Below are 22,109 nucleotides of genomic sequence, written 5' to 3'. Positions count from 1 at the left end.
ATGAACCACTTTACTTCGCCGACAGAGTCAGCACGCAATATCCTGATCGCTAATGATCGGGGTGGCTATACGATCCCGACCAGCGGGCTCTATCCCTACCAATGGAACTGGGACAGCGCGATCGCAGCCCTGGGTTTTGCCGAGTTCGATATCGACCGTGCCTGGACTGAGCTTGATACGCTGTTCTCAGGCCAGTGGGAGGACGGCATGGTCCCCCACATCCTGTTCCACAAAACAGATCCAGGCTATTTCCCTGGGCCGGATGTCTGGGGCGGCATCGGGCCGATTGCCTCCTCTGGCGTAACCCAGCCACCGCTGGCGGCTACCATGGCCCGGCGGGTATGGGAGAAAGACCGCGCGGCTGGTGAAGCTCGCCTCCGCGCCCTGTTCCCGGCTATGCTGGCCTGGCATCGTTGGTTCATGACATGGCGTCTCGATGACCACGGCGCGGTCTGCACCACTCACCCTTGGGAGGCTGGGCGTGACAATGCACCGGACTGGGACGACGCAATGGCGAGTATTGATGCCTCAGACGTGGGCGAATACCAGCGTCGCGACACGAGCCACGTGAACAGCGCCGACCGGCCCACCAAATACGACTATGACCGCTACATCAAACTTGTCCAGATTGGGCGTGAAGCGGGCTGGGATCAGCAGCAATTGCTAGAGAAGAACCCATTCCGCGTCGCCGATCCGACGATGAGTTTCACAACTCTACGCGCCACCCGCGATCTGCTGGCGATAAGTGAGGAGTTGGGGATCAGTGCCGAAGGCCTCGGTGAAGACGTAGACCGGCTCGAGGCGGGCGCAAAGTCACTGTGGAACGAGGCTTTGGGCACCTTTGATTCCCGAAATGCGCATACGGGCAAATGGGCCGAAAGCGTTTCAAATGCAAGCTATCTGTGTTGGTATGCAGGCATTGAATCCCAGCAAATGCTGGACCGATTGAAAACTGTTTTGACCACGGTTCCGCACCCGATCCCTAGCTATGATCATAAATCTCCCAAATTTGACGAACGCCGATATTGGCGTGGGCCAACATGGGCATTCATGAACATGCTGACGGGGTTCGGTCTGAAGGATATGGGCCACGGGGTTGAGGCCGAAGCACTGCGCCTGAAAACCGGTCGTCTGATCGCAGGCCACGGATTTGCCGAATATTACGACCCGATTACCGGCAGTCCCGCTGGGGGCAACTCATTCACATGGACCGCTGCCGTCTGGCTGCATTGGGCAGGGAGGAACTGATGGGCAGCATAGAGCTCAATTCCGTCGAAAAATGGTTCGGCGAAGTGCAAGTGATCAAAGGCATCGACCTAAAGATCGAAGAGGGTGAGTTCGTCGTCTTCGTTGGCCCGTCGGGCTGTGGTAAATCGACCCTGTTGCGGATGATCGGTGGGCTCGAGGACATCTCGCGCGGGTCACTTTTGATCAATGGGGATGACGTCACCGACAATCCGCCCTCCAAGCGTGGGCTGACCATGGTGTTCCAGTCCTATGCGCTTTATCCTCACTTGACGGTGGCCGAAAATATGGGGTTCTCGCTGAAAGTGGCGGGCGTATCCAAGGGCGAGATTGCTGAACGCGTGGGTAAAGCTGCCGAGGTACTCAAGCTGGAACCCTATTTGGAACGCAAACCTAAAGACCTGTCCGGCGGTCAGCGTCAGCGCGTGGCGATCGGTCGGTCTATTGTGCGTGACCCCACCGCATTCCTGTTCGATGAACCGCTATCCAACCTGGACGCCGCTCTTAGGGTCGAGATGCGGTATGAGATTGCCAAGCTTCACCAGAGCCTGAACCGCACCATGATCTATGTGACTCATGATCAGGTCGAAGCGATGACACTGGCCGATCGCATTGTGGTGCTGGAATTCGGTAAGATCGCGCAGGTCGGTACTCCACGCGAATTATACGAACGCCCCGCCAACCTGTTCGTGGCGCAGTTCATCGGCAGTCCGAAAATGAACGTCATTCCCTGCACCGTGTCTGGCGATCAGTTTCAGCTGGAAAACGGTGGAGGCGGCCCGTTTGATCGGACTGGTACCGCCACGATGCTGGGCATCCGTCCGGAACATATCAGTGTGGTCGAACCTGGCTCGGGTCACAGCGACGGCAAGGTAGAGGTGGTCGAGTATCTTGGCGCAGATATGTTCATCATCGTCGATTGCGGGTTTGAAGAGAAGGTGACGGTTCGCCTTGGCGGGGACACGCAGATCAAAGCCGGAAAGCAAATCGGCTTGTATTTTGCACCCGAGAAACTGCAATTTTTCGACGGGGCAGGGCAGACGATCAGCCCAGATGAACGGGTGTGACACTCTCGAGATGTTTGAGGATGCGTCGCAAACCTATGCGACGGCCAGAACCAGCGACTTAATGGACGCACCCATCCTTCGATCTCAGCAAATAACCGAAAACTAGCCGGCGTGGAGCTAGAGAATTGCCGCTTCCAGCAATGTTAGCGGCTCGATAGAGGTACATCCATTTGTCGCGAACTCAGCGTTGGTCGCTTCTTCAATTGCGCGCGCGCTGCGACCATCGGCGAATACTCAGCAATTCACCTGTTGAACGTGGCGTGTTCCATCCGCACGCCGCGTTCTCTTCGAGGTCACGACAAGGCACCGTGTACCGCAGATAGAACTACACGGCATGCAAAAAAGGTGAGATCAGACATGTTTACTGATCTCGCTATTGAGACGTGATCCACCCCCACCAGCAGAAACAAATGGGCACCGACCCTGATACGCAGCTACCCTGGGGTTCTTCTACTCAGCAATAATCTTAGCACCAGAGCCTGTGGGCGCACCAAGAAGGTGTTGACGAATCCTCATATCCAGTTTGGTGCTTTTTAAATCGACGATTCCGCTTTTCGAAAACAGCTCTCGGACTGAGCGGTAGTTTTCAGCTTTTTTCCATACAACAGGAGAAGAGGTTGGCGTTCGGCCGGACGACGAAGCGAGATAAGACATCGAGCCGAACAATAGCTTTGACTTGTCGCGATGGGGTTTGTTCAGAATGTACAGGCTGACAGGTGCGTCTGGACCGCGTTCGGAATCGACGAAAAAGACTTGCCCCGCGCGGAAGGCGGCTTTGCCATCAATTGTGTCCAGCGCCGCGCGGATGACTTTCCTTCGCTCAGTGCTTCGACAACACGGCTGTAAACCGTCCCGTTTAGCGCGAGCTTTGTGCCGATCACACGTCAGAGGCGTAGTTCCTGGGCATCAGGCCGACGATAGCGATCAGCGTTCGGGCGAGCTAGGCGGGGCGGTCCACGCCATTGAGTTTGTAGGTTTCGTTCATTGAGGCGAGGAATGCCCAATTTTGAACTCCGGTCTTGTGTCTAGCGAACAACGCGTTTGTCCTGATCAGGGCTATTAAACGGATTGTCCATTTGACGCTGTTGAAATCCAGTTTCAATAAATCATCGTGGAGGAAGACGATCAGTCCGTCCAAGTGTTTGGGAGTTTGGCTCAGAGCCCCACCGACGGGAAACTTGGCGGAGGCGCGGGCGCGTCGTTTGTGCGGCCGTGACATACGAGTCCAACCGACTGTGCGCTCAAATCACTCTAGCGAAACCCACAAGACTTTTGCGTCTTCTTTGCTCGTCGAGATGCAACCGTGACCCATTCCGCTATCGTAATACAGGGAATCCCCGGCCTTCATGGTCAACGGGCGGTAGTGTTCCGAAATAAAGGTTAACTCACCGCTGATCACGTACATAAACTCTTCACCCGAATGTCTGATCCAGTTCTCGAATTCAGACACATCACGGGCTTTGATCGTCGCGATGTAAGGCAGCATTCGCTTGCTGGTTAGTTCAGGGCAGAGCAACTCGTGCAGATATGTTGGGGTGTCCTTCATCTCGCCCTGGCCTTTTGGAGTGTAATCGCGGCGGCCCGAAATACCGCTTTGACCTGATTGCAGGAACAGTTGCGGGGTGCTCATTTCCAGCGCTTGGGTCAGCCTGCGTACAATATCGAAGCTGGGTCGCGTCTGGTTGTTTTCGATCTTGGAAAGTGTTGAGCGACCGATTCCCGCCGCCCGACCGGCTTCCTCCAACGTCCACCCTTTTGCACGGCGCGCATCCCGGATTGAGCGCCCCAAAGCAGCGCCTTCGTCCTGTTCTTCCGGCCCGACGGCGTCGTTCAGGCTGTCATCGACCATAGAAATCTCCCTGATTTTCCGCAGGTTACCGATTTCCCCATCCTTACACAACTTCACAAGTACGAGATATATGTTGCCTTGAGTATCCGATTTCCACTATAGGAAACAAAATTTCGTACTTGGGATTCGAGTATGGAGGAGGGAACCTTGTTTACAAAATCGCTCAAAGATTCAGATCCGGTTATTGCTGCTTCAATTGTACGTGAAGGCAAGCGCCAAGCAGAACAGATCGAGCTTATCGCGTCCGAGAATATCGTCTCGCAGGCTGTGATCGACGCGCAGGGTTCTGTGCTCACTAACAAGTACGCTGAGGGCTATCCCGGTCGCCGCTACTACGGCGGTTGCGAATATGTGGATGAGGTTGAGGTTGAAGCGATCGAACGATTGAAGACGTTGTTTGGCTGTGAGTTTGCCAACGTTCAGCCGCACTCTGGCGCGCAGGCAAACGGTGCTGTTAAACTTGCACTGCTCAGCCCAGGTGACACGATCCTTGGTATGTCGCTTGATGCGGGTGGTCATCTGACGCACGGCGCCAAACCTGCGCAGTCGGGAAAGTGGTTTCACCCGGTTCAGTACGGCCTGACGGACGAGGGGCTGATCGATTATGACCAAGTCGAAGCGCTGGCCAAGACTGAAAAGCCAAAGCTCATTATCGCAGGCGCATCGGCCTATTCGCAAAAGATCGATTTCGCTCGGTTCCGTAAGATCGCGGATGAGGTCGGTGCCTGGCTGCTGGCCGATATGGCGCATATCGCGGGTCTGGTTGCGACCGGGCTGCACCCCTCGCCAATTGGTCACGCGCATGTGGTCACCTCGACGACCCACAAGACCCTGCGCGGTCCGCGCGGCGGGATTATTTTGACGAATGACGAGGCGTTGGCGAAAAAGATCAACTCTGCTGTGTTCCCCGGGCTTCAGGGCGGCCCCTTGATGCATGTAATCGCCGGTAAGGCCGTCGCATTTGGCGAGGCCTTGAAGCCAGAGTTCAAGGAGTACATGCAGCGTGTCGTCGACAGCGCCAATGCTTTGGCAAACGTCATGATGGCGCGTGGTTGTGATATCGTTTCGGGCGGCACAGAAAACCACCTTATGCTGGTTGATCTGCGACCACTTGGTGTTACCGGCAAAGATGCAGAAGCCGCGCTCGAGCGTGCCGGGTTCACATGCAACAAGAACAGCGTTCCGGGTGATCCGGAAAAACCGACGATCACGAGCGGTATCCGGCTGGGAACGGCCGCTGGATGTAGCCGCGGGTTTGGTCCTGATGAGTTCACTCAGATCGGCCACTTGATCGGCGATGTTCTCGATGCGCTGCGTGAGTCCTCTGAACGCGATGCAACCATCGAAGCCGAGACCCGCGCAAAAGTCCGCGCCCTCTGCGCCAACTATCCAATCTACTGAAAGAACACCCAATGAGCATTTACGATCTCATCGTCATCGGGGGCGGCCCCGGCGGTTATGTTGCTGCGATCCGCGCGGCTCAACTGGGTATGAAAGTGGCTTGCGTGGAAGGACGCGGCGCGCTGGGCGGAGCCTGTCTGAATGTGGGGTGCATACCCTCCAAAGCGTTGCTGACCTCCTCGGCCAAATATGCCGAGCTTGCACATCTCTCTTCCCATGGCATTGCCGTCGAGGGGGCCAGCATCGACGTGCCGTCAATGATGGGGCGCAAGGACAAGATCGTTGGCGATCTGACCAAGGGCATCGGTTTTCTATTCAAGAAGAACGGCGTTGAGCTGATCGAAGGCTGGGCCCGCATTCCGGCGGACGGGCAAGTGCAGGTTGGCGATGATATCTATGAGGCCAAGAATATCCTGATCGCCACGGGGTCTGAGCCGACGCCGCTGAACGGTATCGAGATTGATGAGAAGGATGTTCTCAGCTCAACCGGTGCCTTGGCGCTGGACACGGTGCCTGATCATCTGGTTGTCGTCGGGGCAGGGGTGATCGGGCTAGAGCTGGGTCAGGTTTGGGCACGTCTTGGGGCCAAGGTCACAGTGGTTGAGTATCTGGACCGCGTTCTGCCCGGTATTGACGGTGAGATTGCGAAACTGGCGCAGCGCGCACTCAGCAAATGCGGCCTGAAGTTCCAGTTGGGACGCGCGCTGAAGGCCATTGAAAAGTCCGAAACCGGATTGACGCTTACTCTGGACCGGGTCGGCAAAGACAAGGAAGAGGTGATCGAAGCCGACAAGGTTCTGATCGCCGTCGGACGCCGGCCCGTCACGCGCGGGTTGGGGCTGGAAGAATTGGGGATAGCTCTTGACCCGCGCGGCTTTGTTCAAGTTGACAACAGTTTCCGCACATCGGTTCCCGGCATCTATGCGATCGGGGACTGTGTCCCCGGTCCGATGCTGGCCCACAAGGCCGAGGAAGACGGCGTTGCCTGCGTCGAAAAGTTGGCTGGGCAGGGCGGCCATGTCGACTACAACACCGTGCCAGGTGTCGTTTATACCGACCCTGAGGTTGCCTCGGTCGGTGTGACCGAAGAGGCGCTGAAGGAGGCCGGTGCCGAATACGCGGTCGGCAAATTTGCGTTCATGGCCAACTCGCGCGCGCGGTCGACCGGAGAAACCGACGGCGCAGTCAAGGTGTTGGCCGACCCGAACGGCAAAATACTAGGCGCGCATATTTGCGGTGCCCATGGCGGTGATCTGATCGCGGAACTCGTTCTGGCGATGACCAAAGGTGCCACCGTAGCCGAGGTCGCCTCCACCTGTCATGCACATCCGGCTATGGGCGAGGCGGTCAAAGAAGCCTGCCTCGACGCTCTGGGCCGCGCGATCCACGCGTAGGAAGGAGCCGCCAGATGACCATCCAGCTTCGCCCCCGCCACCCCGAAAAGGCCAAGAAGGCAGACAGTGTCATTCCCCGCAAGCCCAAGTGGATTCGCAAGAAAAAGGGCGACAGCACCGAGTATTATGAAACCCGTCGCTTGATGCGCGAGCATAACCTGGCGACGGTTTGCGAAGAGGCCGCCTGTCCCAATATCGGCGAGTGCTGGTCCAAGCGCCACGCCACCATGATGATCATGGGCGAGGTTTGCACGCGTGGCTGTTCCTTCTGCAACGTGGCCACCGGTCGACCGGATGCATTGGATGTGTTCGAACCGGGCCGTGTCGCGGCGGCCGTCAAGAAGCTGGGGCTTCGTCATGTGGTGATCACATCAGTCGATCGCGATGATTTGGAAGACGGCGGGGCCGAACACATCGCGCAGACTATCCGAGCAGTGCGTCACCAAAACCCTGAAACCACCGTCGAAGTTCTAACTCCGGACTTTTTGGGAAAAGGGACTGCCGAAACTCTGGTATTTGAAGCAGCGCCGGACGTTTTCAACCACAATCTGGAAACTGTGGCGCACCTTTATCCAACGGTTCGTCCCGGCGCGCGGTACTATACGTCTTTGCGCCTGTTGGACGATGCCAAGCGCGCAAACCCTGAGATCTTCACCAAATCCGGCCTGATGGTCGGCCTTGGCGAAAGCCTCAGTGACGTGCGCCAAGTGATGGATGACCTGCGCGCTGCAAATGTCGATTTCCTGACAGTCGGGCAATACCTGCAACCGACCCCGAAACATCACCCGATCGACCGGTTCTGGTCACCGGAAGAGTTCGCCCAGCTGGAGCAGATCGCGCGTTCCAAGGGCTTTCTGCACGTGTCAGCCACTCCGCTGACCCGTTCGTCGTTCCACGCGGACGAAGACTTTGCCGCCCTCAAGCAAGCTCGCCAGCGGGCAATTGCTGCCGGGGCATAACCAGACGCACTAGGGAGGAATACCATGGAAGCGTTAAATTCAATCGTAGGGGCCATCAATGGCGTCGTGTGGGGGCCGCTGATGCTGGTTCTCATCCTTGGCGTCGGCTTCTTCCTGCAGGTCGGGCTGAAATTCATGCCGATCCTGCGCATTGGCACGGGCTTCAGCCTGTTGTTCAAAGGCCGGGAAGGTCAGGGCGAAGGGCAGATCAGCCCGTTCAACGCGCTGATGACCTCGCTGTCGGCAACCATCGGTACGGGTAACATCGCCGGTGTGGCCACTGCTGTCTTCCTGGGCGGTCCGGGCGCCTTGTTCTGGATGTGGATGACCGCCCTGGTGGGCATGGCCACCAAATATGCCGAAGCTGTCTGCGCGGTGAAGTATCGCGAAAAAGACGAGTTGGGGAACTATGTCGGCGGCCCGATGTACTACATCAAGAACGGTCTCGGCGCAAAATGGGCGTGGCTGGGTGTAGCATTCGCCCTGTTTGGCGCGATCGCCGCCTTCGGCATCGGCAACGGCGTGCAGGCCAACGGTGTGGCACAAGTTCTTGAAGCGAACTTCGGCCTGAATACCTCGGTCACCGGCGTTGTTCTGATGGTGCTGACCGCAGCTGTTATCCTAGGCGGTATCACTCGCATCGGTGCGGTTGCTGGCAAACTGGTTCCGTTCATGGCTGTTGCTTATATCATCGCGGGTCTGCTGGTTCTGCTGATCAACATCGGCAACATCGGACAGGCGCTGTCGCTCGTCTTCACCTACGCGTTCACTCCGTCCGCCGCAGAAGGTGGTTTCGCGGGTGCTGCCGTTTGGGCTGCCATCCGCTTTGGTGTGGCACGTGGTGTGTTCTCGAACGAAGCCGGTCTGGGTTCGGCTCCGATTGCACACGCCGCAGCCGAGACCAAAGGTCCGGTTAACCAAGGCCTGATCGCGATGCTGGGTACGTTCATCGACACAATCATCGTCTGCTCGATCACCGGTCTGGCAATCATCGCCTCGGGTGCGTGGACATCGGGTGAATCCGGTGCGGCTCTGACCAGCCACGCGTTCGAACTGTCGCTGCCGGGTATCGGTGGGTATCTGATCGCCATCGCTCTGTCGATCTTCGCCTTCACCACTATCCTTGGCTGGTCCTTCTATGGTGAGAAATGCGTTGAGTTCCTGCTGGGTGTGAAATCCCTGATGCCCTACCGCGTCCTGTGGATCGTCATGATCTACTTCGGCGCAACTGCAGATCTGGGCTTTATCTGGCTGCTGGCAGACACGTTGAACGCCATGATGGCTATCCCGAACCTGATCGCCCTGGCCCTGTTGAGTCCGATCGTCTTCAAACTGACGAAAGAGTTCTTCGCCTCGGGCGGCCAGTCCGAAGAGCCGGAGGCAAAACCTGCCGAATAAGTTCGGCCCGACCAAAACGGGGGGCCAATCTGGCCCCCCGCCATTGAAACAGAATTCCATATCTCGAGGAGAGACGTGATGGCCACGAAAATCCTGCTGCCCATTGATCATACCGACGACCGTTCCTGGAAACTGGCTCTGCCGGTCGCTTTGGAACAGGCGAAATTCTACGGTGCAGAGCTGCACGCGGTTGCCGTCATCCCCGAGATTATCCAACTTCCGAACCTGCCCGCGAACTATGGCGCTGGAGCAAAGGATCATGTCCGCAACGCGGTTCAGGCCATTCTGGACCACGGTGATGCCTCTGATGTTGCGATCCATATTGAAGAAGGCAGCGTTTACCGTGAAATCCTGAAACTCGCCTATAAAGAGGGGTTTGATCTGATCGTCATGGCCTCCACCAAGGGCGACTTCCCGAACTATGAAATTGGTCCGAACCTGGCCCGGGTGGTGCGGAATGCGCACTGCACAGTGACGGTCGTTCGCGACCAATCCCGCTGATTGAAAGGTTAGAAAAATGACTTCACCGAAGCGCACTCCTCTTTACGATTTGCACGTCGAGCTTGGCGGCAAGATGGTTGATTTTGCGGGCTGGGAGATGCCTGTTCAGTATCCGTTGGGGATCATGGGGGAGCATAAACAGTGCCGTGAGAAGGCGGCGGTGTTTGATGTGAGCCATATGGGGCAGGTGATCCTGCGCGGTGAGAATGTGGGCGAGAAGCTTGAGGCGCTTTGCCCGCAGGCCTATGCGACGCTGAAGGAAGGCAAGGCGCGGTACGGGTTCTTCACGAATGAAGACGGCGGGATCATGGATGACCTGATCGTGTCGAATGCGGGGGATCACTACTTTGTGGTGGTGAACGCGGCGCTGCGGCATCAGGACATCCCGCATATGCGCGAACGCCTCGAGGGCGTCGAGGTAACCGAGATATTCGACCGCGCGCTGGTGGCGGTGCAAGGCCCCGCAGCGGAGAACGTTGTGGGTGAGCTTTGCCCGGCCGCCCGCGATCTGAAGTTCATGGAAACCACCGTGGCGGATATCAACGGCGTTGAATGCCGTATCTCGCGCCTGGGCTATACCGGTGAGGACGGCTACGAGATCTCGATCCCCGAGGACAAGGCCATCGAGATCACCCGCGCCTTCCTTGCGCATGAGGATTGTGAAGCGGCCGGTCTGGGCGCGCGCGACAGCCTGCGGCTGGAGGCGGGCTGTGCCTCTATGGCAATGACATCGACCAGAGCACCTCGCCCATCGAAGCCTCGCTGAGCTGGGCGATCCAGAAGCGCCGCAAGGAAGAGGGCGGGTTCCCGGGGCCGAGCGCATCCAGAGAGAACTGGCCGAGGGCGCATCCCGCAAGCTGGTGGGCATCAAGCCCGAGGGCCGCGCGCCTGCGCGTCAGGGCGTTGAGATCCAGTGCACGGAAGGCAACACCATTGGCCAGATCACCTCGGGCGGGTTTGGCCCGACGGTCGGTGGCCCCGTTGCGATGGGCTATGTGTCCGCAGGCCATGGTGAGCCGGGCGAGACGGTCAATCTGATCATTCGGGGCAAGCCGCAACCGGCCGAGATCGTGGCGCTGCCCTTCGTCACCCAGAATTACAAGCGTTGAAGTCAGGAGAGAGACAAGATGGCAACCTATTATTCCGAAGAGCACGAGTGGATTGACGTGAACGGCGACACAGCCACTCTGGGCATCACCAAACATGCCGCCGAGCAGCTGGGCGATGTGGTCTTCGTGGAACAGCAGGAAGTGGGTGACGAGTTCGAGAAAGACGGCGAGATCGGTGTGATTGAATCCGTCAAAGCGGCCTCGGAACTCTATGCCCCGGTTGATGGCGAGATCGTCGAGGTCAACGAGGCGCTGGCCGACAATCCTGGCGCGCTGAACGAAGACCCCGAAGGTGAGGCATGGATCTACAAGATCAAGATCACCGACGCGTCGCAGCTGGAAGATCTGATGGATGAGGCCGGCTACAAGGACTTCATCGGCTGATCCAGACCGGAGCCCTGCACAGGGCTCCGCCCGTTCGGGCCGGACCGGCTCGTGATGATGTATCGGGGCCTGCGTGGTCTCCGCCCGACCTGACTTATTCATAGGAGCGCTGCAATGGCTTTCAAACTGACTGACTACGAAGCCTATGACTTTGCCAATCGCCGCCACATTGGTCCCAGTCCGACCGAGATGCGCGACATGCTCAAGGTGATCGGCTTCAAGACGCTGGACCAACTGATCGACGCCACCGTCCCGCCGGCGATCCGCCAGAAAGAGCCGCTGGACTGGGGTCCGGCGATGACCGAGCGCGATGCGCTGTTCTACATGAAAGAGGTGGCGAGCAAGAACAAGGTTCTGACCTCGCTGATCGGTCAGGGCTATTACGGCACCACCACGCCCGCGCCGATCCTGCGCAACATTCTGGAAAACCCGGCCTGGTACACCGCCTACACGCCTTATCAGCCCGAGATCAGCCAGGGCCGTCTTGAGGCGCTGTTGAACTTCCAGACCATGGTCAGCGACCTGACCGGGCTGGACGTGGCCAACGCCTCGCTGCTCGACGAAGCCACAGCGGCGGCCGAAGCCATGGCGATGGCCAAGCGCGGTGGCCGGTCCAAGGCCAACAACGCGGCCTTCTTTGTTGACAAGAACTGCCACCCGCAAACCATCGCGGTGATCAAAACCCGCGCTGAGCCTCTGGGCATCGACGTGCAAGTCGCCGATCCGGACACGCTGGATGCAGGTGCTGTCTTTGGCGCGATCTTCCAATACCCCGGCACCCACGGCCATGTGCGCGACTTCACCAAGGAAATCGCAGCGCTGCATGAGCACAAAGCCATCGCCATCGTCGCTGCCGACATCCTGTCGCTGGCCCTGCTGAAGTCACCGGGTGAGATGGGCGCGGATATTGCCATCGGCTCGACCCAGCGCTTTGGCGTGCCGATGGGCTATGGCGGCCCGCACGCCGCTTACATGGCGACCACCGACAAGCTGAAGCGGTCCATGCCGGGCCGGATCATCGGCGTCAGCATCGACAGCCGCGGCAACAAAGCGTATCGCCTCGCCCTGCAAACCCGCGAGCAACATATTCGCCGCGAGAAAGCGAACTCGAACGTCTGTACTGCGCAGGCGCTGCTGGCCGTCATTGCCTCGATGTATGCGGTCTATCACGGCCCCGATGGTATCAAGGCCATCGCGCAATCGGTACACCGCAAGACCTCGCGCCTGGCCGCCGGCCTGGAAGAGGCGGGCTTCTCGGTCGAACCCGAGGTGTTCTTCGACACCATCACCGTTGAGGTCGGCCACCTGCAGAAGACCGTCATGGAGGCCGCCGTGGCCCGGGGCGTCAACCTGCGCAAGATCGGCGACACCAAGGTTGGCATCAGCCTGGACGAACAGACTCGGCCCGAGACCATCGAAGCCGTCTGGGGGGCCTTTGGCATCGACAAGACAGACGACAGCTCGAACAAGCAGTACCGCCTGCCGGACTACGCGCTGCGCGAGACGCCCTATCTGACCCACGAGATATTCCACAAGAACCGGGCCGAGGCCGAGATGACCCGCTATATGCGCCGTCTGGCCGACCGCGACCTGGCGCTGGACCGGGCGATGATCCCGCTGGGCTCGTGCACCATGAAGCTGAACGCCACGATCGAGATGATCCCGGTCACCTGGCCCGAGTTCGGCAATCTGCACCCGTTCTGCCCCGAAGATCAGGCGCAGGGCTATCATGAGATGATTGCCGATCTGAACGACAAGCTGTGCCAGATCACCGGCTATGACGCGATCTCCCAGCAGCCCAACTCGGGCGCGCAGGGCGAGTACGCGGGCCTGCTGACCATCCGCAACTATCACTTCGCCCGCGGCGAAGGGCACCGCAATGTCTGCCTGATCCCAACCTCGGCGCACGGGACCAACCCGGCCTCGGCGCAGATGGTGGGCTGGCAGGTTGTCCCGGTGCAGGCGGATGAGAATGGCAACATTGATCTGAACGACTTCCGCGCCAAGGCGGAGAAGCACTCGGATCATCTGGCCGGTTGCATGATCACCTACCCCTCGACCCATGGCGTGTTCGAGACCACCGTGCAGGAGGTCTGCCAGATCACCCATGATCACGGCGGTCAGGTCTATATCGACGGCGCCAACATGAACGCCATGGTGGGTCTGTCGCGTCCCGGTGACATTGGCGGCGACGTCAGCCACCTGAACCTGCACAAGACCTTCTGCATCCCCCATGGCGGCGGCGGCCCCGGCATGGGTCCGATCGGCGTCAAGGCGCATCTGGAGGAACACCTGCCCGGCCACCCGGAATACGGCACTGCCGTGGGTCCGGTCTCGGCGGCACCCTTCGGCTCTCCGTCCATTCTGCCGGTCAGCTGGGCCTATGTGCTGCTGATGGGTGGCGCGGGTCTGACCCAGGCGACCAAAGTGGCGATCCTGAACGCCAACTACATCGCGGCGCGTCTGCAGGATGCCTATCCGATCCTCTATACTTCCGAGACCGGGCGTGTGGCGCATGAATGCATCCTCGACACGCGTCCGCTGGACGAGGCGGCGCATGTGACCGTGGATGACGTCGCCAAACGTCTGGTCGACAGCGGCTTCCACGCCCCGACCATGTCCTGGCCGGTGGCGGGCACCCTGATGGTGGAGCCCACCGAGTCCGAACCAAAGGACGAGCTGGACCGCTTCTGCGACGCCATGCTCTCGATCCGGGCCGAGGCGCAGGACATCATCGACGGCAAGATCGACGCGGAAAACAACCCGCTGAAAAACGCCCCCCACACGGTGCGCGATCTGGTCGGCGATTGGGACCGCCCCTACACCCGCGAACAGGCCTGCTTCCCTCCGGGCTCCATGGGCGTCGACAAATACTGGTCCCCCGTCAACCGCGTCGACAACGCATACGGAGACCGAAACCTCGTCTGCACATGCCCACCAATGGAAGCTTACGAAGAAGCCGCAGAGTAAAACTACAAACCCCGCCGCGAAATCGGCGGGGGTCATCGAAGGGAACAATGTTTCTCTCACCTGACCCAATCAAACCAGTTGGTGGTTCTGATGAAGCATTATGTCATACAAAATTGTCACGCAGGTGCAGCTCAAATCGCCAACGTGGCAAAAGAACGCCCTAATCACATCGAAGTCATTCTGCGCTGCCAAGAGGATAGGGCGTCAGCAGAATTGGTCGTGGAGTTTTTCCATGCGTTGAACACATTGATCGCTAAAAAAGCCTATGTGGTGACAGCACGTGTTGTTGCTACCGACAAAGTTGGTGGACCACTTGATTGGGCTGGGCGGACTGCGGTGTTCTGGGGCGACTTGGAGAGTGGATGGTGCCCGGCAGGAGACCAAAAGCTTTGGGTTTCGCAAGTGATGAATCTCTCGCCCAGAGTGATATTGGTCGGCGGCGCCGTGATGCTGCTGGCACAGATGGCAGGCTCTGAACCTAGGGCGGCTGCAGTGCACGCCGCTTTTGAAGCGGCTGCTTTTGAACAGGGAATTGCCAGCTGCGGGGCATCAACTTGCCTGGCGTCAGATGGTCGATTGCACAGCGCCAATACCCGCATCAGTGCTCTGGGATTACTTTCGGAGCTCGTTTCGGCTGACCACGGTCAACATATTGCTGATGCGCTACGCAGATATGTCGGATTGAGCGAACCCAGGAAGAAAACCGAGAGTCAAATTGCCAATCGGCTCATTGGCGAGGCCAAAGGGGACGAGTTGGTCATTCATACGCTGGCGACCATGCTGACGCATATCGAAGACCCGTTGAGCATTTCAGAACTTGCCGCGACAGTCGGTACATCTGTCCGGCAGCTTCAGAGAAGATATCTTGGCAAAACGAATGCGAGGCTTCTGGACACTTACAAAGAGTTGCGTTTGGAGCGGGTTGGGATCTTGCTAAAATACACGGACATGCCCTTCGCAGAAGTTGCCGCCGCGACTGGGTTTTCGTCTCGTTCCGCCATGTCCCGGAGCTTCTTCAAACATTGCAAATCCACTCCCGAAGAGAGCCGGAAGCGGCGGTATCTTGGATGTGAATAGAACAAGAAATCTCAATACGGCGCGTAGTTCCTGGATGTGCAAAAGTTCCTTATAGCGAATAGTCTGGCGTTCAAAACGAGGGCGTGGACGCCTGATTGGCTGCGCCAAAAGTAGCGCGAAGACCAAGTAACACGACATCTGTGATAGCCAAGGGCGTCCGCTGAACCTTTTTTAACTGCCGGGCACATCCGCGACTACTTAGGCGCGCGGGACTTGCTTAGCAGCGTGTCAGATGTTGACTGGCTGATTGGAGACCATGGCTAAGACGCTGACCAGCATCTGAGATGCGTCGAAAGAAAAAGGGATACGCGCCCGTTTCTAAGGTCGAAGGCTACGCACGGAGGCTGTCAAATATGACAAAGGTCACTACAAAGGGCGTAAACGGATCGAGTTCATGCTCGGTAGCCTCAAGGATTTGCGGCGTGTCGCAATCCGCTCCAACAGATGTTCCAAGATATTTCTGTCCGCCATAGCACTTGGTTGGGGTCACGCTTTGCGGTAGATGAATTCATTCTCAGGATTGGCCGACATGGCGTCCAAAACATCTTTGACCCGGCCGTGCAGAGGCGACTTTTTACAAACGGGATCTGTGGCTTCGGCATCCTGCGCAAGGGCCATAGCCTGACAACGACAGCCTCCGAAGTCGATCTCCTTGCGCTCGCAGCTTTGGCAGGGTTCGGGCAACCAATCGGTTCCCCGATAGGCGTTGAAGGCGCTGCTGTGGTGCCAGATGTCCGACAAGGGTTTATCGCGCACCGACTTGAATTCCAGGTGGGTGATCGTCTGCGCCGCATGGCAGGGCAGGACGGTGCCGTTGGGCGCGATGTTCAGGCCCGTGGATCCCCAACCGCCCATACAGGCTTTGGGATAGTCCGAGTAATAGTCGGGCGGCACGAAGTCGATGGCCAGAACACCGCGTAAATCCTTGCTGGCGCGGGCAACGGTGTCTTTCACGGTGTGGGTCTGTTCAAGTGTTGGCAGCAGTGCGGCGCGGTTCGGCAGCGCCCAGCCGTGAAATTGCACGCAGGCGACCTCGAGCCTTCGGGCACCCAGCTCAACGGCCATTTCGATTGTGCGATCCAGATAATCCAGGTTGTGGCGATGCATGACCGCATTCAGGGTCAGCGGGATGCCCCTGTCACCAATCTCCTTGGCGATGACCATCTTTCGGTCAAAGCCGCCGCGATAGCCGCCGATGCGATCGGCCAGAGCGGCGTTTGTGCCCTGCAAGGACAGTTGGATGTGGTCCAGCCCTGCCGCCTCGAGCCGGTCCAGCCGTTTGGGGGTCAGCCCGATGCCGGAGGTGATCAAGTTGGTGTAAAGCCCGATACGGGCGGCCTGCGCGGTCAGGTCTTCGAGATCGCGGCGCGAAGCGGGTTCGCCCCCCGACAAGTGCAGTTGCAAGACGCCCATGTCGAAGGCTTGCTGGAATACATCCACCCAGGTCTGGGTGTCCAGTTCTGTCTCTTTGCGTTCAAGCTCGACCGGGTTGCTGCAATAAGGGCAGCTGAGCGGGCAGCGGTGGGTGAGTTCGGCCAAAAGCGCGATGGGGGCTGGGGCGGTCATGACTGCACCAAAACGTAGAGGCGGCTGCGCAGGGCCTGCAGGAACCGTTGAACATCGGTTTCGACCTGATCGGTAGGGGCGCCGTAGGTGGTGGCAAGATCGGTGACGATCTGGCTGAGAGAGGTCTTACCATCGACTCGTGACAGGATGGCGACGCCGATATCATCCAGTTCGATCACCTTTTCCGGGGCCTGTAGGACCATGCGGACGCGCACTGTGTCGCGCTGAACCCGCACGCCGCGCGGCAGATAGGGGCGATCGGATTGCTGCAGCTCAAGCGTCATAACAGGCCTTCCCCCGGTTTCCACGCACCGGGCGGGATCAGGCCCGGTTCCACATATCCCGACCAAAGCGCATCCAGCTGCGCCCAAAGCACGTTGGTTTTGAAGATCAGCGCCTCGCAGGCCATATCTTCTTTTTCTTCTGTATCGGCATGGTCCAAAACCCAGTTCAGGCCGAATGCCACGTCCTTGGGGGCTTGGGTCAGGCGCTTTTGGAAATAGGAGAGGCTGTCGGAATTGGCGAAGTCATAGTGCTGCAGTAGACCCTCAATCCGCTGTTCATGGATTTTGGGGGCGAACAGCTCGGTCAGAGAGGACGCGACCGCCTGTAGCAGAGGCTTTTCACGCACGTAATGCACATAGGCGTCGACGGCGAATTGGGTCGCGGGCAAGATACCGCGGCCCGAGGCGACATAGTCGGGGTCCAGCCCCACTGCCTCGGCCAGTTTCAGCCAGCGCCGGATGCCGCCACCGTCGGTCACGCCGCCATCGTGGTCTTCGATGCGGGATCGCCACTCGCGCCGGATATCGGGATCAGTGCAGCGCGACATGAAGGCGGCATCCTTCATCGGAATCGCTGCCTGATAGGCCCAGCGATTGATCACCCAGGCGCGCACCTGATCGGGGGTGCATTCCCCGCTGTGCAGCCGGTGATGAAACGGGTGTTTGTCGTGATAACGCTCAGCCCCGATCTGACGCAGGCGGGCCTCAAGAGTGTCGCGGCTCATATCGTGATCTCCTGCCCGTCATAGGCGATGGTCCAGCCTGCGGTTTCCACAAAGGCGCGTTCCGGGCTTTTGGGTTGCAGAACAGGGTTGGTGTTGTTGATATGGATGAAGGTTTTCGCCGCGCGGATGTCTTGCAGTCGGGCGATCGACCCCTCGGGCCCGCTGATCGAGATATGGCCCATCCGCTGCCCGGTTTTCACTCCGGTTCCGGTGCGGATCATCTCATCATCGTCCCAAAGCGTACCGTCAAAGAACAGCTGGTCGGCATCCGCAAGCCGGGCCAACAGGTCATCGGTCACCTGCGCGCAGCCGGGGATGTAGTAGGCGGTCTTATCGGCGGTGGTCAGCCGGACACCTACGGTCTGTTCGCCTAGCAGATCAGTCTGGACACTGTCGCCTTCCATGAACAGAGGGACCTTGCCGGGCACCGCAAAAAGCTGCGCCTGCAGCCCCTCTTGCAGGGTGAATTCATCGCCCAGGGCAATCTGACGGCGGTCGACCTTCTCGTGGTTGACTGCGTCGAAAATCCGGTTCTGGGACAGCACATCCAGAATATCGCCCGTGGCAAACAGGGTGAACGGGGTCTGTTCCCGCAGGCTGAGCAGCCCGGCGATATGGTCGATATCCCCGTTGGTCAGCAGGACCGAGGCCACAGGCGTGTCGCGCAGCGCGCGGGGGTGCATTTTGGGATTGTCCAGCATCTGCTGGCGAATATCGGGCGAGGCGTTCAGGATGCTCCAATTCAGACCATCTGGGGACACCGCCAACGAGGATTGGCCGGACGGCGGGATCTTGCCCTTGCGGGCATCCTCGCAATTCCGGCAACCGCAGTTCCATTGTGGCAAACCGCCACCTGCAGAAGCCCCAAGAACCAGGAAATGCACTTTGGGCCTCCGCTGCGTTTACGTGATCAGAACAGGTCGGGCTCGTACTCGCGGCCTTCGTCCTCGGACGGAGAATACATGTTGATCTCCATGCCGCAGTTCACTTCTTTCAGCTTCGGTGTGCTCCAGGTCATAGTGTCCTCCCGATGAATGACTGGCGTTGGTAAAAACCTACTACCGACACGATTTTCGGAAAATGCTCCTTTGGTCGTAGGGATGAGGTGTAGTGTTGAGGGGCGGGGGCGGCTGCGTCAACCGCCTTGGGGTCGTAGAGGCGGGACTTAGGACTTTCGTCGAATGTCATGGGCGCAGGCGGAAATATAGTCTCACGCTCATGCGCGCGATCCTGTTACTTGTGTTTTTGCTTTTCAGCGGCCTGTCGGTTCAGGCAGAGCCTCTGCCGCGTGAGCAGATTGAAACCTACATTCGCGCCCCATTCTCGCTGGGAGAGGCGCTGAACGATGACGGGGTCTACAGCCTGCTGAACTCGGGCGGCAGTGAGGCCGGATATGTGTTTGAATCCGAACCCTTGGCCCCCTTGCCGGGGTTTTCGGGCGCGCCGATCAACATGCTGGTGGTGCTGGACCTTGAGGGGCGCTTTCTGGACGTCCAACTGATCGAACACAACGAGCCGATCTTTGTCTCGGGTCTGGGTGAGGCCCCGTTTCACAAGTTCTTTGAACAATATGGCGGGCTGTCGATTTCGGATTCGATCGTAGTGGGAACGCCCTATGGCGACGCGGCGGCGGGTTCACAGCTAGTTTATCTGGATGGCGTCACCAAGGCGACGGCCAGCGTGCGCATTGCCCACGAATCCGTCATGGGGGCCGCGCTGGCAGTGGCCCGCGAAAAAATGCAGGGGCTGGCCACCGCGCCGCCCGCCTTTCCAGACCCCGAGTATCAAGAGGACCTGACCTGGCAGGATCTTGTCGATCAGGGCATCGCCACGCGCAAGACCTACACCAACGCTCAGGTCGACGCCTTGTTCGCAGGCACCTTGTGGGCGGATGACGACCCCGAGGCGCAAGATTACCCGGATGAGCCGTACTTGGACATCTGGGTTGTCGATTTGGGGCCTACCTCCATCGCCCGCGCCGCGCTGGCCGAGGACAGTTTCGACGACCTCCAGAGCTTTCTTGAAATCTCGGACAATGATGAACCGATCCTGGTGATCGAAACCGCGCGCCACGGGTTGGTCAGCGAAGATTTCGTGCGCAATACCGCGCCAGACTGGCTGTCGGCAGAACAAGATGGCTTTCCTGTTGCCCTGCGCGATGCCGATCTGTTTGTGGAGCTGGCCGATGGTCTGCCCGATGGCACCGCTATGATCTTGCGCACGGACCGCAGGCTGGGATTTGACCCCTCGCGCGATTGGGTTCTGAAGGTGTTGGCCGTGCGGGAACACGGCATGTTCCAGCCCGAAACAGGCTCGGTCACGCTTGAGGTGCCGCATGTCACGCCCGAGCGGTTCTTTGCCCGTCCGGTTCAGATAACGCCGGTCCCGCCATGGCTGGAGGCGCTCCGCAACCGTCAGGCCGACATGATCGTTTTGGGGATTTTCCTTACAGGTCTCATCGCTGCGCTCACCTTTCGCATGAATGCACTGGCGGCCCAACCTTTGTTCATGCCCCTCCGCATGGGCGTGCTGGCCGTTGTCATCGGCTTTGTCGGATGGTGGGGGCAAGGGCAGCTGTCCATCGTCACCGTTCTTGGCACGCTCAGAGCAGCAGTCGAGGGCGGCAGTTTCGCATTCCTTCTGTATGACCCGTTTTCCTTGCTGATCTGGGCAGTATCCATAGCTGGTTTCATCGCATGGGGCCGAGGGCTGTTCTGCGGCTGGCTCTGCCCCTTCGGCGCGATGCAGGAGTTCGCGCATCACCTCGGCAAAGCCCTGCGCCTTCCGCAAATTGAGCCGTCCGACGCCTGGGACAGACGTCTGAAATGGTTGAAATATGTCATGCTTGCGGGCCTTGTGGGCGTTTTGTTCGTCGCTCCCGATCAAGTGGACAAAGCTGCCGAGGTCGAGCCCTTCAAAACCGCGGTCACCACCTTCTTTGTGCGAGAATGGTACTACGTGGCCTATGCGGCGGGTTGGCTGTTCCTTGGAATGGTGCTGTTCAAGGGATTTTGCCGCTATGTCTGCCCGCTTGGCGCTTTCATGGCGATCGGAGGGCTGTTGCGCGGACGCGATTGGATCGACCGGCGCGTGGAATGCGGCTCTCCCTGCCAATTGTGCAAGGTCAAATGCAAATACGGGGCCATCGCAAAGAGCGGGCGCATCCAATATGACGAGTGCTTTCAATGCCTTGACTGTGTGACGATCCATGACGATAGCACGAAATGCGTGCCTCTGATTGTCGCCGCTCGACGCCGAGCCAGAGAGGTCGCCGCCGAATGATAAACCGCCGCCGCTTCCTTGCCATCTCTGCCGCCGCGTTGGCGACCCCGGCTGCGGCCCAGCCCACAAAATGGCACGGCTATGCCTTGGGTGCCGAGGTCAGCCTAGCCTTTGACGCGCCTACGGACGTTGCCGAACCCGCCATAGCCCGCATCCGAGCCGAGCTAGAACGCTGCGAAGCATTGTTCAGCCTCTACCGCCAGAATTCCGACTTGTCTCGGTTGAACCGTTCTGGCCACCTGAAAGCACCCGCGCCCGAAATGCTGGCGCTTCTGCGCGCCTGCGATCGCGCCTACCGGCAGACCGACGGGCGTTTTGATCCGACCGTTCAGCCCTTGTGGCAGGCAGCGGCGCAGAATGGAGACCTCGATGCCGCGCGCAAAGCTATTGGATGGGACCGGGTTCGGATTTCGCCCGATTTTATCGCGCTGGATGCCGGCCAGGCACTGACGCTGAATGGAATTGCTCAGGGCTACGCCACGGATCTGGTCACAGAGGTGCTGCGTCAGGCGGGTTGGGGGAATGTACTCGTCAATATCGGTGAGTACTACGCCGCAGGGCGCAACTGGACCCTTGGCGTGTCCGACCCTCAACAGGGGATCGTGCAAACCCGGACTCTCAAAGATCAAGCGATTGCCACCTCCAGCCCAGGTGCGTTGCGACTGGGTGGCGGTCAGTTTCACGTCCTGAGTCCACAAAGCATGCAACCACCCCAATGGTCGACGGTCAGCGTTCAGGCTGCAGACGCCACATCGGCAGATGCATTGTCAACGGCGCTTTGCCACGCGGATGAGGGTGAGATTCAAACCATCCTGGATCGAACACCCAAGAGTACCACTGTAATTTGTGTTCACCAGAATGGGTCTGTCCGGACCTTGCATTCATAACAAAAGCCCCG

The 22,109-nt window shown here is 59.0% G+C and carries 19 protein-coding genes and 2 pseudogenes; 14 read left to right on the top strand and 7 right to left on the bottom strand.

Features of this window, described 5'->3' with window-relative positions; genetic code table 11:
* Positions 1–1,248 (top strand): MGH1-like glycoside hydrolase domain-containing protein, encoded by a 1,248-nt coding sequence (locus ACR3FB_RS20680; RefSeq protein ID WP_480566831.1) that lies wholly within the window; start codon positions 1–3, stop codon positions 1,246–1,248.
* A complete protein-coding gene (locus ACR3FB_RS20675; protein ID WP_480566830.1) occupies positions 1,248–2,312 on the top strand; it encodes an ABC transporter ATP-binding protein in 1,065 nt (354 codons plus the stop codon). The genes ACR3FB_RS20680 and ACR3FB_RS20675 overlap by 1 nt, the downstream gene beginning before the upstream one ends.
* A 940-nt stretch (positions 2,313–3,252) precedes the next feature.
* Here ACR3FB_RS20675 and ACR3FB_RS20670 read toward each other — a convergent pair.
* Positions 3,253–3,531 carry an IS66 family transposase gene (locus ACR3FB_RS20670; RefSeq protein WP_170637782.1) on the bottom strand — a complete coding sequence of 93 codons (279 nt, stop codon included), beginning with the start codon at positions 3,529–3,531 and terminating at the stop codon, positions 3,253–3,255.
* A 27-nt stretch (positions 3,532–3,558) separates the two neighbouring features.
* Entirely contained in the window at positions 3,559–4,161 is a 603-nt protein-coding gene (locus ACR3FB_RS20665) for an XRE family transcriptional regulator (RefSeq protein ID WP_170637784.1), read from the bottom strand.
* A 132-nt stretch (positions 4,162–4,293) separates the two neighbouring features.
* On the opposite strand from ACR3FB_RS20665, the gene glyA reads away from it, so the two are divergent.
* The 10 genes and pseudogenes from glyA to ACR3FB_RS20615 form a co-directional block, all read left to right on the top strand.
* Entirely contained in the window at positions 4,294–5,562 is a 1,269-nt protein-coding gene (gene glyA, locus ACR3FB_RS20660) for a serine hydroxymethyltransferase (protein ID WP_480566829.1), read from the top strand.
* Positions 5,563–5,573: 11 nt separating this feature from the next.
* Positions 5,574–6,956, top strand: coding sequence for a dihydrolipoyl dehydrogenase (gene lpdA / locus ACR3FB_RS20655; RefSeq protein ID WP_480566828.1), 1,383 nt, complete (start codon positions 5,574–5,576; stop codon positions 6,954–6,956).
* A 14-nt stretch (positions 6,957–6,970) separates the two neighbouring features.
* Complete coding sequence (gene lipA / locus ACR3FB_RS20650) at positions 6,971–7,915, top strand: lipoyl synthase (protein WP_480566827.1); 945 nt, start codon at positions 6,971–6,973, stop codon at positions 7,913–7,915.
* 24 nt (positions 7,916–7,939) lie between these two features.
* Positions 7,940–9,313 carry an alanine/glycine:cation symporter family protein gene (locus ACR3FB_RS20645; protein WP_170661310.1) on the top strand — a complete coding sequence of 458 codons (1,374 nt, stop codon included), beginning with the start codon at positions 7,940–7,942 and terminating at the stop codon, positions 9,311–9,313.
* Between the two features lie 78 nt (positions 9,314–9,391).
* A complete protein-coding gene (locus ACR3FB_RS20640; protein ID WP_170637793.1) occupies positions 9,392–9,814 on the top strand; it encodes a universal stress protein in 423 nt (140 codons plus the stop codon).
* Positions 9,815–9,830: 16 nt separating this feature from the next.
* Positions 9,831–10,923 (top strand): annotated as a pseudogene (gene gcvT, locus ACR3FB_RS20635) (glycine cleavage system aminomethyltransferase GcvT).
* Between the two features lie 18 nt (positions 10,924–10,941).
* Positions 10,942–11,307, top strand: a complete 366-nt coding sequence (gene gcvH, locus ACR3FB_RS20630) for a glycine cleavage system protein GcvH (protein ID WP_170381008.1) — start codon at positions 10,942–10,944, stop codon at positions 11,305–11,307.
* A 114-nt stretch (positions 11,308–11,421) separates the two neighbouring features.
* A complete protein-coding gene (gene gcvP, locus ACR3FB_RS20625) occupies positions 11,422–14,277 on the top strand; it encodes an aminomethyl-transferring glycine dehydrogenase (protein ID WP_480563288.1) in 2,856 nt (951 codons plus the stop codon).
* 90 nt (positions 14,278–14,367) lie between these two features.
* The gene (locus ACR3FB_RS20620) at positions 14,368–15,354 is read left to right on the top strand and encodes a helix-turn-helix domain-containing protein (RefSeq protein ID WP_480566826.1); all 987 of its coding nucleotides are present in this window, start codon (positions 14,368–14,370) and stop codon (positions 15,352–15,354) included.
* Between the two features lie 73 nt (positions 15,355–15,427).
* A pseudogene (locus tag ACR3FB_RS20615) lies at positions 15,428–15,856 on the top strand (transposase family protein); the annotation flags it as partial.
* On the opposite strand, the gene pqqE reads toward ACR3FB_RS20615, so the two are convergent.
* Genes pqqE through pqqA form a run of 5 tightly spaced genes read right to left on the bottom strand, consistent with a single transcriptional unit; the run spans position 15,841 to position 18,947 of the window.
* Positions 15,841–16,920 carry a pyrroloquinoline quinone biosynthesis protein PqqE gene (gene pqqE, locus ACR3FB_RS20610; RefSeq protein WP_170668500.1) on the bottom strand — a complete coding sequence of 360 codons (1,080 nt, stop codon included), beginning with the start codon at positions 16,918–16,920 and terminating at the stop codon, positions 15,841–15,843. The pseudogene ACR3FB_RS20615 and the gene pqqE overlap by 16 nt on opposite strands.
* The gene (gene pqqD / locus ACR3FB_RS20605) at positions 16,917–17,204 is read right to left on the bottom strand and encodes a pyrroloquinoline quinone biosynthesis peptide chaperone PqqD (protein ID WP_480566824.1); all 288 of its coding nucleotides are present in this window, start codon (positions 17,202–17,204) and stop codon (positions 16,917–16,919) included. Before pqqD ends, pqqE begins: the two co-directional genes overlap by 4 nt.
* Positions 17,201–17,929 carry a pyrroloquinoline-quinone synthase PqqC gene (pqqC, locus tag ACR3FB_RS20600; RefSeq protein ID WP_480566823.1) on the bottom strand — a complete coding sequence of 243 codons (729 nt, stop codon included), beginning with the start codon at positions 17,927–17,929 and terminating at the stop codon, positions 17,201–17,203. The genes pqqD and pqqC overlap by 4 nt, the downstream gene beginning before the upstream one ends.
* On the bottom strand, positions 17,926–18,813 hold the full coding sequence (pqqB, locus tag ACR3FB_RS20595) for a pyrroloquinoline quinone biosynthesis protein PqqB (protein ID WP_480566822.1): 888 nt from the start codon (positions 18,811–18,813) through the stop codon (positions 17,926–17,928). The genes pqqC and pqqB overlap by 4 nt, the downstream gene beginning before the upstream one ends.
* 26 nt (positions 18,814–18,839) lie before the next feature.
* Positions 18,840–18,947, bottom strand: a complete 108-nt coding sequence (gene pqqA / locus ACR3FB_RS20590) for a pyrroloquinoline quinone precursor peptide PqqA (protein WP_152460716.1) — start codon at positions 18,945–18,947, stop codon at positions 18,840–18,842.
* A gap of 200 nt (positions 18,948–19,147) precedes the next feature.
* Here pqqA and ACR3FB_RS20585 point away from each other — a divergent pair, with 200 nt between their 5' ends.
* The gene (locus ACR3FB_RS20585; protein WP_480566820.1) at positions 19,148–21,211 is read left to right on the top strand and encodes a 4Fe-4S binding protein; all 2,064 of its coding nucleotides are present in this window, start codon (positions 19,148–19,150) and stop codon (positions 21,209–21,211) included.
* Positions 21,208–22,098 carry an FAD:protein FMN transferase gene (locus ACR3FB_RS20580; protein WP_480566819.1) on the top strand — a complete coding sequence of 297 codons (891 nt, stop codon included), beginning with the start codon at positions 21,208–21,210 and terminating at the stop codon, positions 22,096–22,098. The genes ACR3FB_RS20585 and ACR3FB_RS20580 overlap by 4 nt, the downstream gene beginning before the upstream one ends.
* Positions 22,099–22,109: the final 11 nt, after the last annotated feature.

It is taken from the genome of Ruegeria sp. AO1, assembly GCF_056535985.1.
Note: the sequence above shows the minus strand (reverse complement) of the source record. Positions and strands in the feature narration are given on the sequence as shown.